Raw genomic sequence first — 13212 nt, 5'->3', positions numbered from 1 at the left:
GACAACTCCTGCGCACTCGCGAGCGGAGGCGGCGCAGGACCCGCCGAGACGACGGAGGCCGCCGCACTCGAGCTCGAGTGCGACGGCCTCCGGACCGTCAGGAGCGGGCGACCGCGGGTCAGGACTCCGTGTCGACGAGCGAGTCGAGGTGCGCGAGGTCCTCGGACGAGATCTCGAAGTCGACTTCTGCGTTCTCGACGATGCGCGAGGGCGTCGTCGACTTCGGCAGCGGCAGCACGTCCTTCTCGAGCAGGTAGCGGATGCAGAGCTGCGCCACCGACTTGTCGTACTTCGCGGCGATCTCTCCGATGTCGGAGTTGTCGAGCAGGCCGCCCGTCGCGAGCGGCGAGTAGCCCTCGACGAGGATGCCGCGCTCCTTGCAGTACGCGGTCGTCTCGTCCTGGGTGTTGCCGACGAACCAGCGGATCTGATTGGCGTGCGGCACCACGTCGGTCGCCGCGATCAGCGACTCCAGATCGGCGACCTGGAAGTTCGAGACGCCGATGGCGCGCGAGCGACCGGCCTCGAGGATCTCCTCCATCGCCTTCCACGCCGCGATGTTGCCCTCGCGGTGGTCGGAGCCCATGTCCTGCCAGGGCCACGGGGCGTGGATGAGGTACAGGTCGACGTGGTCGAGCTCGAGCGCCGCCATGGTGGTCTCGAAGCTCGCCTTCGCGCCCTCGTAGTCCTTCACCTCGGCCGGGAGCTTGGTGGTGATGAACACCTCGTCGCGCGGGACGCCGCTGTCGCGCAGTGCCCGGGCGACGCTCGCCTCGTTGCCGTAGGCGCGGGCGGTGTCGATGTGGCGGTAGCCGGCCTCGAGCGCGGCGGTCGTCGCGTCGTAGGCCTCGGGGCCGTCGGGGATCTGCCAGGTGCCGAACCCGATCTTCGGGATGGCGACTCCGTTGGACAGCGTGAACGTGTCGGTCAGGGCGGGCATGACTCTCCTCTGCATCGGTCTTCTCCGCGGCCCGCCACCGGCGGCGCCGCTCCTTCCACGCTAGGCCGGGCCCCCGGCTCGCGCGGGCCCCTTGCGCTGTGCGCCTCCGGTGCTACGCGGCCGTCGCGCTCCCGTCCGCCGACCCCGCAGAAGTCGCAGGTCTCGCGCTCGAGCACCGCGACTTCTGCGGACTCGCGAGCCGGCACCACCGGCCCGCCCCCGCGAGCGGCCGGCGCCTCCCCCCTGAGGCGCCGACCGCTCAGCCTCGCGCCACCGACCAGGGGGTCCGCAGCGCCCGCTCGGCGAGCAGCCGCCGCTCCCCCGTGATCGACACCTCCGCCGTCACCGCCGCGTCCGCCGCCGAGGCGCCGGCCGTCAGCCGCAGCGGCCCCGAGTCCACGGCGAGCCGGCCGTCCTCCCCCGTCACCGCGAGCCGGGCCGCGTCGACGTGGAAGTGCACCGTCAGCGTCTCGCCCGCCGCGATCGGCACGCGCGCGAAGCCGATCAGCTGCGCGACCGGCCGCACCACCGCCGAGGTCGGGTAGCCCGCGTAGAGCTGCACCACCTCGACCGTGTCGGCGCCGTCGTTCCGGAGCGATACCGCCACGTCGAGCGATCCGCCGACCGGCAGCTCCGCCGCCGTCGCCAGCTCCGTGTACGTCACCGCGCCGCGGGTCAGCCCGTAGCCGAACGGGTAGAGCGGAGTCGCGTCCAGCGCCGTGATCCCGGGGTTCGAGAGCCCGAGCGACGGCTGCAGGTACGTGGTCGACGCGGACGGGAGCCGCGGGATCTGCACGGGCAGGCGCCCGGTCGGAGCCACGCGGCCCGAGAGCACGCCGGCGACCGCAGCCGCCCCGTCCGCTCCCGGGAAGAACGCCTGCACGAGTCCGCGCGCCGCTCCGAACGCCCCGAGCGCGTAGGGCCGGCCCGAGAGGACGACCACCACGGTGGGCACGCCGGTCTCGAGCACGGCCGTCACCAGCGGCTCCTGCGCGCCGGGGAGGCGGAGGTCGGCCGCGTCGCAGCCCTCGCCCGAGGTGCCGTCGCCGAAGAGCCCGGCGATGTCGCCGACCACGACGACCGCCGCATCGGAGCCGCGGACGAGGTCCACCGCCTCCTGCACGCCGTCGGTCGACGCGGAGGTGATCGAGCCGCCCTCCGCGAAGCGCACGCGCGACGCTCCGAACTCCTCCTGCAGCGCCGTCAGCACCGTCGGGATCGACAGGCCGAGGTCGTGCCCGGGGTGCTTGGAGAGCACGTGGTTGGGGAACGCGTAGCAGCCGACCAGGCTGCGGAACTGGTCCGCGGCCGGTCCTACGACGGCGAGCGAGCCGGAGGACAGCAGCCCCGCGACGTCCTCGTCGCGCAGCAGCACGACCGACTCCTCCGCGATCCGCGACGAGATCGCGCGGTTGCGGGCGCTGTCGAGGTCGACCTCCTCGGCCCCCTCGGGCACCAGCGGGCCGCCGTCGAGCAGGCCCGCCTCGAACTTGTGGCGCAGGTGCCTGGCCACGGAGCGGTCGAGGTCGGCCTCGTCGACGACGCCCTCGCGGATCAGGCGCGGCAGCTCGCCGTACGCCGCCGTCTGCGGCAGCTCGACGTCGACCCCGGCGTGCAGCGCCAGGCGCCCCGCGTCGGCCGCGTCGACCGCCACGTGGTGCATGGCCTGGAGGAACGGCACCGCCCAGTAGTCGGCGACGACCGTGCCCTCGAAGCCCCAGCGGTCGCGGAGCAGCGTCGTCAGCAGGTGCCGGCTGGCGCTGCTGGGCACGCCGTCGATGTCGGTGTACGAGGTCATCACGCTGCGGGCGCCGCCGTGCCGCAGCGCGGCCTCGAACGGAGGCAGCACCGTGTCGGCGAGCTCGCGCGGCCCCATGCTCACGGGTCCGTGGTTGCGGGCGCCGCGGGAGGCCGCGTACCCGGCGAAGTGCTTCAGCGTCGCGACGACGCCGGTCCCCTCCAGCCCCGCCACGTAGGCGGCGCCGAGCTGCGAGACGAGGTACGGGTCCTCGCCGAGGGTCTCCTCGACGCGGCCCCAGCGGTAGTCCTTCACGACGTCGACGACCGGGGCGAGGCCCTGGTGGATGCCGAGGGCGCGCATGTCCGAGCCGATCGCCTCCGCCATCTCGCCCACGAGCTCCTCGTGGAAGGTGGCCGCCCAGGCGAGCGGAGTGGGGAACGCGGTCGCGCCGTACGCGGCCAGCCCGGTGAGGCACTCCTCGTGCGCGATGGCCGGGATGCCGAGGCGGCTGCCGGCGACCACGCGCTCCTGCAGCTCGCGGAGCCGGCGGACGCCCTCCGGGACGGTGACCGGCTCGGTGCCGAACACGCGGGTCAGCTGGCCGAGGCCGCCGGTGAAGAGGTCGTCGCCCGCGGCGGGCCCGTCGTCGAGCTTCGGGGCGAAGTCGTCGGCGGAGTCGGTGAGCCAGACGGAGCCGAGCTGCGCCGCCTTCTCCTCGAGGGTGAGTTCCTGGGTCAGGAGGCGGGCGCGCTCGGCCGGAGGCAGAGCGCGGTCCCGCCAGTCCCGCCCGGGAGGACGCACGGCGTCCGTCCCGGGCAGTGCTGGGGAAGCGTCGTGCATCAGCCCTTGAACGCCCCGTCCATGATCCCGGACACCATCCGGCGGCCGACGAAGAAGAACGCGATCAGCAGCGGGAGGGTGGCCATGAACGATCCGCCCATCGCCAGGGCGACGTCGATCGAGCGGTTGGCCTGCAGCTGCTTCAGCGCGATCTGCACCGTGAACAGCTCCGGCGACTTGAGGACGATGAACGGCCACATGAAGTCGTTCCAGACCGCGGTGAACGTGATCAGTCCGAGGACGAACGCCGCGGGGCGGACCACCGGGAAGGCGATGCGCCAGAACAGCTGCCACGAGTTGGCGCCGTCGATGCGGGCCGCCTGGATCAGCTCGTCGCTGACCGTCGTGGACATGTGCTGCCGCATCCAGAAGATGCCGAAGGCGCTGGCCAGGCCCGGCACGATGATTGCCTGGAGGGTGTCGACCCAGTCGAGCGCCGAGACGATCAGGTACTGCGGGATGATGCTCAGCTGCGCCGGCACCGTCATGGTCAGCAGCACGATCAGGAACAGCACGTTGCGGCCCGGGAACTGCAGCTTCGCGAAGGCGAAGCCGGCCATCGCGCAGAGGATCGCCGAGATGACGGCGATGCTCAGCGACACGATGAGGCTGTTCAGCATCGAGGCGACGAACGGGACGGTGTCGAACACCTTCTCGGCGATGGCCATGAAGTTCGTGCCCGGGTACAGGCGCGGCGGGATCGACGTGACGGCGGTCGCTCCGACCGACGCGACGACGAACATGTAGTAGAGCGGGAAGATCGAGACGAGCACCGCGATCACGAGGAAGACGTAGGTCGGCCAGCCGACTCCGCCGCCCTTCCCGCGCCGCTTCGGCAGCTGTGCCTTCTGGACCGTGGCGGCCAGCGTCTGCGGGACGGCCTGGTCGATCACATCCGACATCAGACGGCCTCCTTCCGGGTGCGGGTGGAGAGGTAGAAGTTGAGGAGGGAGACGAGGACCACGATCACGAACAGCACGACGCCGATGGCGGATCCGTAGCCGAACTTGAACTGGCCGAAGCCCTGCTCGTAGAGGAAGAGCGCCAGCGTCTGGCACTGCCGGCCGGCGCCGCAGGTGAGGCCCGATTCGGGAGCCACCAGGAGCGCCTCCGTGAAGATCTGCAGACCGCCGATGGTCGACATGATCACGGTGAAGACGATGATCGGGCGCAGCGCCGGGATCGTCAGGTGGCGGAACTGCTGCCAGCTGGACGCGCCGTCGACGGAGGCCGCCTCGAACATCTCGCGGGGCAGCGACTGCAGGCCCGCCAGGTAGAGGAGCGTGTTGTAGCCGAACCAGCGCCAGAAGACCATCGTCGAGATGACGATCCAGGAGCCGTAGTTCGTGGCGAGGAAGTTGATCGACGGCAGTCCGAAGATGCCGAGGAACCAGTTGATCAGGCCGAAGTTCTTGTCGAAGATCTGCGCGAACACGATCGCGGTCGCCGCGACGGAGGTGATGTACGGCACCAGCAGCGCCATGCGGAAGAAGTTCGCCCAGCGGAGGCGGGCGTGGTTCAGCAGGTGCGCGAGGAAGAGGGCGAACAGCAGCTGGGGCACCGTCGAGATGATGAAGATGCCGAAGGTGTTGACCAGCGCGTTCCAGAACCGGGAGTCGGCGAAGAGCTGCTGGAAGTTCGCGATGCCGACGAAGGTCTGCTCGCCGATCGGGTTCCAGTCGAAGAGCGAGACGTAGAACGTGAACAGGAGCGGGAAGAGCCCGAAGACGATGAAGATGATGAAGAAGGGCGCGACGTACGCGTAGGGGGCGATCCGCTCCGAGAGGGAGTTGCGGATCCGCGCGGCCTTCGGGACCGGCGCGCTGGGCTGCTTGCGCTGCTTGCGGGGTGGTGCTGCTGTCACCGTTGACACGGGAGTACCTCCGTCGAGAAAGGGGGGAGGGGCCCGGCGCGCGAGGCGCCGGGCCGCTCGGGTGGGTGGGGCGATCAGCCGCCGATGGCCTGCTTGGCCGTGTCGAGTGCGGTCGACCACGCCTTGTCGGAGGTCACGTTGCCGGCCTCCAGCTCGACGAGGGTGTTGAGGAGCGCCCCGTTGATCGGGGTGGTGTCCGGTCCGTTGTAGAAGGACGGGAACTGCTCGACGGAGGTCGCCATGACCTCGCCGATCTTCGAGTCGCCGAAGAACGGGTCGGTGTACGACTGGACCTCTTCGCTGGCGACCGCCTCGGTGGCGGCGGGCAGCGTGCCCGAGGCCTTGAAGTGGTCGGTCTGGCCCTCGGCCGACATCATCGTCTTGATGTACTGCCAGGCGGCCTCGGGGTGCTCGGCGCGGGCGGGGATGGCGATGACGCTGCCGCCCCAGTTGCCGCCGATGCCGGGGACGCTGGTGACGCGCCAGTTGCCGGCGGTGTCGGGGGCGTCGGTCTTGATGCCGGCGAGGATCCACGAGGGGGCGATCGTCACGGCGAAGGCGCCGTTCGCGCGGCCCGGGGCCCAGCCCGAGGACCAGGCGGCGATGCCGGCGCTGATGCCGGCGTCCTTGGTGTCCACGGCGACCTGGAACGCGTCCTTCACCTGCGGGTTGGTGTCGTAGACCAGCTCGCCGTCGGGCGAGTAGTACTTCTCCGAGACCTGGTTGACGGTCGAGAAGAAGACGCTGGTCTCGATGTTGTCGACGAACGGCTTGCCGGTCGCCTCGGTGTACTTCTTGCCGGTCTCGATGAAGGACGGCCAGTCCTTCCAGAGCTCGGCGACCTGGTCGGGCTCGGTCGGCAGGCCGGCCTGCTCGAAGAGGTCGGCGCGGTAGGCGAAGCCCAGTCCGCCGACGTCGGTCGGGACGCCCACGACGGAGCCGTCGTCGGCGGTCGCGGCGGAGGCGGCCCACGGGAGGTAGGTCGAGGCGACGTCGTCGCCGCCGAGGGTGCGCAGGTCGAGGAAGTTCGAGCTGTTGGCGACGAACTGGGGCAGGTCGTCGTTCTGGATCATGACCAGGTCGGGCACCTTGCCGCCGGCGAGGGCTGCGGTGAGGGCGGTGGCGGTCTCGGTCGTGCTGCCGACCTCGGAGAGCTTGATCTTCGCGTCGGGCATCTTCGCGAGGTACTCGTCGACGCTGTCCTTGGCGTTGATGCCGGTGAAGGACCAGAAGGTGGCTTCGGCGTTCGGGTCGTCCGAGGCGCCTCCTCCCCCTCCGGACGAGCACCCGGTCAGGGTGAGCGCGACTACTGCTGCTGCGGCGGCTACGGCCGTCAGGCTTCTTTTCACGACAATTCCTCTTCGTTGGGGATTCGCAGGGTTTCGGTGAGGGCGGGCCTCAGAGAACGATCTCTTGGCGGCCAACCTAACCCGCCCGCGAGCACGATGCAAGCGAGAACCGGTCTCCGCGAGATAACGATCTCCGCCTAGTATCAAAGGGAAGTTTCGCAAATCGAGCAGTTCCGGACGGCCGCCCGCCGCCCCGTGCGAGTCTTCACCTCGACGTTCTCCCCACCGTGCTCCGCGGGGAGGCGCGGAAGCCGGAACCTCCCCTCGCAGAAGGAAGCAGCATGACTCGACCCACGCTGGTGGACGTCGCCCAGGCCGCGGGCGTCTCGCGCGCCACCGCCGCCCGGGTGCTCGCAGGCGGCACCAATGTCGACGTCCGGATGACCGCCGCGGTCGAGCGCGCCGCGAAGTCCCTCGGCTACGAGGCGAACAGCGCCGCCCGGATGCTCCGCGGCGGGCGGGCCGGGGCCATCGCCCTGATCGTCGCCTTCAACGAGCTCGACAGCCTCACCGGGACGTTCTTCACCTCGGTGCTGAAGGGCGCCGCGAAGGGCCTCTACGCCGGCGAGGTGCAGCCCGTGCTGCTGCCCGCCGACCACGACGACAGCGACCGCATCCCCCGCTTCCTCCGCTCGCGGGCCGTCGACGGCGCGATCGTGATCCTCCAGCACGAGATCACCCACCTCGCCCAGGCGCTGGCCGACTCCCCCGTGCCGATCGCCTGGGTCGGCCGCCCGCGGGTCGCCCTGCCCGAGGACGCGATCGTCATCGACTCCGACAACTACGGAGGCGGTCGCCTCGCCGCCCGCGCGCTCGCCGACTCCGGCCGCCGGCGCCTGGGCATCATCGCCGGCCCGCACGACATGGAGCCCGCCCGCGACCGCATCCGCGGCTGGCGCGACGAGCTGACCGAGCTCGGTCTCGACTCCAGCCCGATCGTGCACGGCGCCTTCACCCTCGAGAGCGGTTCCGCCGCGATGGCGCGCCTCCTGCAGCGCCACCCCGACCTCGACGGCGTCTTCGCCTCCTCCGACCTGATGGCCAACGGCGCGATCCGCGTGCTGCAGGCGTCCGGACGCCGCGTCCCCGCCGACGTCTCCGTCATCGGCTTCGACGACGTCGTCATCGCGACCACCTCGGATCCGACCCTCACGACCATCCGACAGCCCCTCGAGGACATGGGCCGCGTCGCCGCCGAGACCGTCGTCGCCGTCGTGCAGGGCCGCCCGGTCGACCGGCAGCCGATCCTCGCGACGACACTCGTGCAGCGCGAGTCCGCATGACCCCGCCTCCCCCGCACCGCCTGATCGTCTGCACCGACGCCGCGAACGAGGCCGACGACCAGTTCGCGATCGTCCAGGCGCTGCTGACCGACACCCTCGACGTCCGCGGTCTGGTGGCGGCGCACTTCGGCCGGCCGGGGAGCATGCCGGAGTCGCGCGCCGAGATCGACCGCATCGTGGAGTTGTCGGGATCGACGGTGACCGTCGTCGACGGCGCCGAGTCGGCCCTGCCCGCCGAGGCGTCGGACGGCGCCCGCCTGATCGTGGCTGAAGCGTTGCGCGACGCGGGCCGGCTGTGGATCGCCGTCCTCGGGCCGCTGACCGACGTCGCCGCCGCCCTGCTGCTCGAGCCGTCGATCGCCTCCCGCGACGTCGTGGTCGTCTGGGTCGGCGGCCCGCCCTACGACGAGATCCCCGCCTACAGCCCCGAGTTCAACCTGATCAACGACGTCGACGCCGCGAACGGCGTCCTCGAGTCGGGCATCGCCGTGTGGCAGATCCCGATGCCCGTGTACTCCGGAGTCGGAGTCGGGCACGCCGAGCTGCGGACGCGCCTGCGCGGAACCAGCCCCCTCGGCGACTACCTGGTGGACCAGCTGATCGCGTTCAACGACACCATCCCGTACGGGCCGCTCGACTTCCGATCGCTGGGTGACAGTCCGGCCATCGGCGCCGTGATGAACCCCGCCGGCGGCCGCTGGCGGGAGTGCCGAGCACCGCGGTTCTCCGCGGACGGCGAGCTCCTGCCCGACGCAGGGCCGCACACGATCCGTGTCTGCGAGGCGTTCGACACCCGCTGGCTGATCGAGGACCTGTTCGCGAAGCTCGTGGAGTTCGGGGAGCGGGCGGGCGAGGGCCGCTGACGGTTCCTCCGGCCGCCCCTCGCCGACTCTTCGGATTCTCTCCCTCCGGATCCGCCGAAACGAGCCGGTGCGCCGTCGTTCGCTCCGGCGCGCCTCGAGGGACGTCGTCGAGAAGAGCATTCGCACCGGCTGGGCAGGGGAGTCGCCGACTCGGTGAGGATCATCATCGTGCCATCTGATTCGCCGAATGCGCCGCCTCTCTTGACACTGAAGGTAGGCATTGAGAGAGTCCTGCAATGCCGTCGTCGGTGTCGTATCACCATCAGTCGCGAGGAGTTCCGACGATGAAGATCCCGGTACATTCCACGAATTCTCGATCACGCATGAGGGGTCGTCGCTGGAGAACAGCGTAAGGGGAGAAATGACCGCACGAACCTCGTTCACGCTTGCGATCCTCTGGGCCTGCCTCGGCGCCTGGGGGATCGCTCTGAACAACCTCGGTTTCGCGATAGGCGGCACGATGCTCGCGCTCGCTTCCGCCGTTCTCGGCATCCTCCGCCATCGGACCTGCAAGAAGCTATGAGGGCGACGCCCACAGAGGTGCCCTCCTCTGAGCGAAACGACGCAAGACCTCTTGTCTCTCGGGATACACGCACATCACCGACAAGGCCTGCTGTCGCGGAGAAGGGATTGATTATGACACCCGATGAGGATGCAGCCGACGCCTTCCTGCGAGGTGTACGCGTCTTCTTGGAAGAAGACCGTGCTACGGACATCGAATTGATCCACTGCTGGGCGCAGGTGCCTGACAGCGCCTTCATCCTCTATCGATACCGCAGAGGACCCTCCAGTGTCTTCGGGTGGCGCGAACGACTTCCCGCGTCGAACGGAGCAGAGGCCGCGGTCCTCAGTGGTATGGATGCAGCCCAGGAGCTTTCCGAACCCTTGGGAAACGCATCGAGCACGGAAGATGACAATGGCGTCGAATGGGTCGGGCAAGCAGTGCACATGAGCCACCCGAAGCTTCCCGTCGAGGCAATGACTTCATTGCGTTCCGCCATCGAACGCTGGAGATGACGTGCAGAGATGCGTTGCGGCCCCCGATCACTCCGCAGCCGGGTCGGCTGGGAACCACCGAGTGCGCTGACGACTGTCTCAGACACCGCTTTTGTAGAGTGAGCAGCTCCGGCCGACGCAGCGCCAGCTGAAGCCCGACGATCGCGACGCCGGATCCGTGGCGCGATCACCGCCGCGCAGACGCATGGCGAGCTCATCGGTCACGACGAGCAGGAGCTCCTCCGCGAGCCGCGGCGTCTCCTCCCCCACGAGCGGTTCGGCGAGCTCGGTGAGCCGGCTCGGACGGCATCGTCCGGGTGGGCTGCTCCGCGGAGGGATCCGGTGCCGTCGTCGTAGACAGGCATCCCGCCGGGTCCGCACTCCGCCCGATTGTCCGAGCACGTTGCCGGTGAGCCCCAGGGTCTCCGCGTCGGTCGCGGTGCCGTTCTCCGGGTCGTCGTCGCGGAAGGTCGTGAGGACGAGGGCGGTCTGATCGGCGGTGGCGCAGCCGACGCAGGCGGGCGCACTCCCGTTCACGTCCACTCAGGGGATCTCGCTTGACGCGTCAGCGGAATGTCCGGCTGATCGCGCTGCCCGTCTGGAACACGGTGATCCACGCGAAGAATCTCTGAAGGGGACGCAGCGGGAACGCGACGAGCCTCCGCCAGCCCGTTTGTACAGACCACGATCTGACGATCCGGACTCGGGCGCCGCCGGTCGTGCTCACCACGGTGAAGTCGGTCAGAACCGAGCTGCCGTGCAGCACATCGGGATACGCGAAGCTCCACGCGATCCGGTCCGGTCGGTGCGCGACCACGAGGTCGATCCTGCGGCGGCGGAACCGGGGCTTCACCTTCATCGGCTTCCCGTCAGGAAGACGTCCGCGTGCGCGGCCGTGCCAGACCGCGCCGGGCGCGACGTCCTGGTCCGCACGATCGATCGAGCCGACGGTCATCTCCCAGTCGGGGACGCATGCCGGGTCGGCGAGGAACTCCCACACCTCCTCGATCGGTGCTGGAACGAACGTCTCCGTCGACGCCGATACCCGCCCCTTCATCGTCGTCGCGGTTCGTTCGACAGGCACGTCGAACTGGTCGAGCTGCTCGAGCACGGCCCCGGGTGACGTCCCCAGGCGCCCGAGGATGTCGGCGATCAGTCCGCTCGGCTCGGACACGAGGTCTCGGAGCACGGCGGCGGCGTCACCCTCCTTCTTCCTTCCGCTCGAGCGAGTGATGAGGTCCATCGCGCGCTTGCTCCACTCGTACCCGGCCGTCTCATGGAACACGATCCGTCCGGTGTCGGGGAACGACGCTCGGATACCGAAGGACGCCAGCTGTGCCGCATGCTGCTCCTCCACCGCGCGGCGGGCGTCGTCCAGGTCGATGCCCATGCCGCGCAGGGCTTCTCCGGCGGGTTGATCGTTGATGACCAGGGCCAGGAACAGATGCTCGAGGTCGGCTACGCGGAGCCCGGCTCGGGAGGCTTCCTCCATAGCGGCGAGGGAGAGGGCCTGAGTGGTCTGAGCGACGCGAGCGAGCTTGCTCATGCGTTCCTCCTGTGGATCGGGATCGTGGGGTCGACTCGTCTGGAGTGCTTCTTGTGGACGGCCTGCCGGGTGACCCCGAGCGCGTCGGCGATGTCCTGCCACGTCATACCCGCCCGCAGCGCGGCCTCGACCTGCTGAAGCTCCAAGGTGTCCGCCAGCACACGCAACGTCGCCACGGCTCGCAGCCCCGCTCTCGGGTCGCTGGTGTCGGCCGCCACTGCCGCGATCTCTGAGGACTCCACGCTGTCAACCTAGGTTGCTAGTCGCGGCCCTGTCAACCTGGGTTGCACTGGGCGAGGCGTCTTCCGCCAGGCGCTCTCCGCAGCCGGGTCAGCGCGCGGCGCGGGCCGCTTGCGGTTCGAGCCGACAACCGACGGGCGTCGAGCACCTGTGGCAGAGATACGCGCAGCGCACCGAAGCCGACCACACCGCGTCGGTCAGGGGGTCGTTGAAAATCCCCGATCGGATCGTATGTCCGCGGCACCTTCGTTGCGCTCGCGCATCGGGGAGTACCCGGCTTGCAGTATCGCGAACGAGACCCCGATGACGACGATGACGAGCGCGGTTCCGCCGAGCGGAGCACAGAAAGCGGGGCGATGACGCTTCCGGAGGATCGTCCTCGCCACGGCGGCAAGCACGACCACCGCCAGTAGACCTGCGAGAAGAACCCAGAACGAGATCCGCATGAGGTCGTATCGACAGATCCCCGCGCATCCGACCGCCCCGAGAGCCTGCATCCCCATCACGACGACGCCGGCGGAGGCCACCAGTGCCAGGACGAGCCATGAGACTCCCTCTGTGACAACCGGCGGAAGGCGGCGGCGCACGAGTCTCTTGCCGCCCGCGAATTGCCTACGGGCGTGTCGCGGGTCGGGGTCCGTCATATCCCGAATGTAGCGCTCACTACTCAGTGCACCTCTGCATCGCGTGGCCCTCGGGACATCTCCGGAACAAGGTCGTCAGACTCTCGCTCGGCAGTAAGGGTGTGAGCCCGTAGGGCGACCAACGGCTCGCTACGGTGAGGTCATGACCTACACGCGGGACGAGCCGATCGCAGACAGAGCATGCTGATGCGGCACCGGAGTCTCGAGCCCGACGTCCACCCGGACGCCTTCGTTGCTGCGACAGCCGTTCTCGTGGGTGACGTCAGAGTTGCTGCCGGTGCACGTGTGCTTCACGGTGCCGTTCTCTCGGCAGAGGATGGCGCGATATCCATCGGTGAAGACACGGTGGTCATGGAGCATGCTCTGATCCGCGGCCGTGCCGGGTACCACTCGGCAGTCGGTTCAGCTGTGATGGTCGGCCCCCACGCGCACATCAACGGCAGCATCGTGGGCGATGAGGCCTTCATCGCTACGGGGGCTGCTCTCTTCCCCGGAAGCCGGATCGGTGCCGGAGCCGAGGTGCGGATCAACGCTGTCGTCCAGGTCAACACCGTGGTCGGTGAGGGGGTGGTGGTTCCGATCGGCTGGATCGCTGTCGGCGACCCCGCTCAGTTGTTCTCGCCGGACCGACACGACGAGATCTGGGCCGTCCAACGGGAACTCGGCTTCGGTCGGACCGTCTACGGGGTGGGCAACGACGTGTCGATGCGCGACCTCATGCACGGCCAGTCGGTCTTCTACGGCAACCACCGGGACGACACGATCGTGGGACCTCCAGCCGGCGACCACTAGCCGTCCGCGAGACGTTCGTCCGGTGAGGTTCACCCGAGCATCCCGGTTCCGCGGATGTCCCATCAGATCTCGTGCACGGTCTTCGCGACGATCCTGAATCCCCGT

14 protein-coding genes are annotated in these 13212 nt (G+C 69.4%); 5 read left to right on the top strand and 9 right to left on the bottom strand.

The window, feature by feature from the left end; all coding sequences use genetic code 11:
- Positions 1–118: 118 nt before the first annotated feature.
- From GSU40_RS02700 to GSU40_RS02680, 5 genes are all read right to left on the bottom strand, one after another.
- Entirely contained in the window at positions 119–940 is an 822-nt protein-coding gene (locus GSU40_RS02700) for an aldo/keto reductase (RefSeq protein ID WP_160033532.1), read from the bottom strand.
- Between the two features lie 259 nt (positions 941–1199).
- Complete coding sequence (locus tag GSU40_RS02695; RefSeq protein WP_160033530.1) at positions 1200–3521, bottom strand: glycoside hydrolase family 3 N-terminal domain-containing protein; 2322 nt, start codon at positions 3519–3521, stop codon at positions 1200–1202.
- Positions 3521–4423, bottom strand: a complete 903-nt coding sequence (locus GSU40_RS02690) for a carbohydrate ABC transporter permease (RefSeq protein ID WP_160033528.1) — start codon at positions 4421–4423, stop codon at positions 3521–3523. The genes GSU40_RS02695 and GSU40_RS02690 overlap by 1 nt, the downstream gene beginning before the upstream one ends.
- Positions 4423–5385 carry a sugar ABC transporter permease gene (locus GSU40_RS02685; protein ID WP_160033526.1) on the bottom strand — a complete coding sequence of 321 codons (963 nt, stop codon included), beginning with the start codon at positions 5383–5385 and terminating at the stop codon, positions 4423–4425. The genes GSU40_RS02690 and GSU40_RS02685 overlap by 1 nt, the downstream gene beginning before the upstream one ends.
- Positions 5386–5468: 83 nt before the next feature.
- A complete protein-coding gene (locus GSU40_RS02680) occupies positions 5469–6743 on the bottom strand; it encodes an extracellular solute-binding protein (protein WP_104226495.1) in 1275 nt (424 codons plus the stop codon).
- A gap of 281 nt (positions 6744–7024) precedes the next feature.
- Here GSU40_RS02680 and GSU40_RS02675 point away from each other — a divergent pair, with 281 nt between their 5' ends.
- The 4 genes from GSU40_RS02675 (at position 7025) to GSU40_RS02660 (ending at position 9906) form a co-directional block, all read left to right on the top strand.
- Positions 7025–8026, top strand: a complete 1002-nt coding sequence (locus GSU40_RS02675; protein WP_104224675.1) for a LacI family DNA-binding transcriptional regulator — start codon at positions 7025–7027, stop codon at positions 8024–8026.
- Entirely contained in the window at positions 8023–8889 is an 867-nt protein-coding gene (locus GSU40_RS02670; protein ID WP_160033524.1) for a nucleoside hydrolase, read from the top strand. The genes GSU40_RS02675 and GSU40_RS02670 overlap by 4 nt, the downstream gene beginning before the upstream one ends.
- Positions 8890–9250: 361 nt before the next feature.
- Complete coding sequence (locus GSU40_RS02665; protein WP_160033522.1) at positions 9251–9412, top strand: hypothetical protein; 162 nt, start codon at positions 9251–9253, stop codon at positions 9410–9412.
- 113 nt (positions 9413–9525) lie between these two features.
- Positions 9526–9906, top strand: coding sequence for a hypothetical protein (locus GSU40_RS02660; RefSeq protein WP_160033520.1), 381 nt, complete (start codon positions 9526–9528; stop codon positions 9904–9906).
- 78 nt (positions 9907–9984) lie between these two features.
- Here GSU40_RS02660 and GSU40_RS02655 read toward each other — a convergent pair whose 3' ends face one another.
- The 4 genes from GSU40_RS02655 to GSU40_RS02640 all read right to left on the bottom strand — a co-directional run bounded on the left by GSU40_RS02655 (position 9985) and on the right by GSU40_RS02640 (position 12315).
- Positions 9985–10428 carry a hypothetical protein gene (locus GSU40_RS02655; RefSeq protein ID WP_160033518.1) on the bottom strand — a complete coding sequence of 148 codons (444 nt, stop codon included), beginning with the start codon at positions 10426–10428 and terminating at the stop codon, positions 9985–9987.
- A 22-nt stretch (positions 10429–10450) separates the two neighbouring features.
- Positions 10451–11431: a Clp protease N-terminal domain-containing protein gene (locus GSU40_RS02650; protein ID WP_160033516.1), complete on the bottom strand. Its 981-nt coding sequence runs from the start codon at positions 11429–11431 to the stop codon at positions 10451–10453.
- Entirely contained in the window at positions 11428–11673 is a 246-nt protein-coding gene (locus GSU40_RS02645) for a hypothetical protein (RefSeq protein ID WP_104233627.1), read from the bottom strand. The genes GSU40_RS02650 and GSU40_RS02645 overlap by 4 nt, the downstream gene beginning before the upstream one ends.
- A gap of 195 nt (positions 11674–11868) precedes the next feature.
- Positions 11869–12315, bottom strand: a complete 447-nt coding sequence (locus GSU40_RS02640) for a hypothetical protein (RefSeq protein WP_160033514.1) — start codon at positions 12313–12315, stop codon at positions 11869–11871.
- A 180-nt stretch (positions 12316–12495) separates the two neighbouring features.
- On the opposite strand from GSU40_RS02640, the gene GSU40_RS02635 reads away from it, so the two are divergent.
- Positions 12496–13107 carry a transferase gene (locus GSU40_RS02635; protein WP_104233625.1) on the top strand — a complete coding sequence of 204 codons (612 nt, stop codon included), beginning with the start codon at positions 12496–12498 and terminating at the stop codon, positions 13105–13107.
- The last annotated feature ends 105 nt before the right edge of the window (positions 13108–13212 follow it).

It is taken from the genome of Rathayibacter sp. VKM Ac-2805 (assembly GCF_009834265.1).
Lineage (GTDB): Bacteria > Actinomycetota > Actinomycetes > Actinomycetales > Microbacteriaceae > Rathayibacter.
Note: the sequence above shows the minus strand (reverse complement) of the source record. Positions and strands in the feature narration are given on the sequence as shown.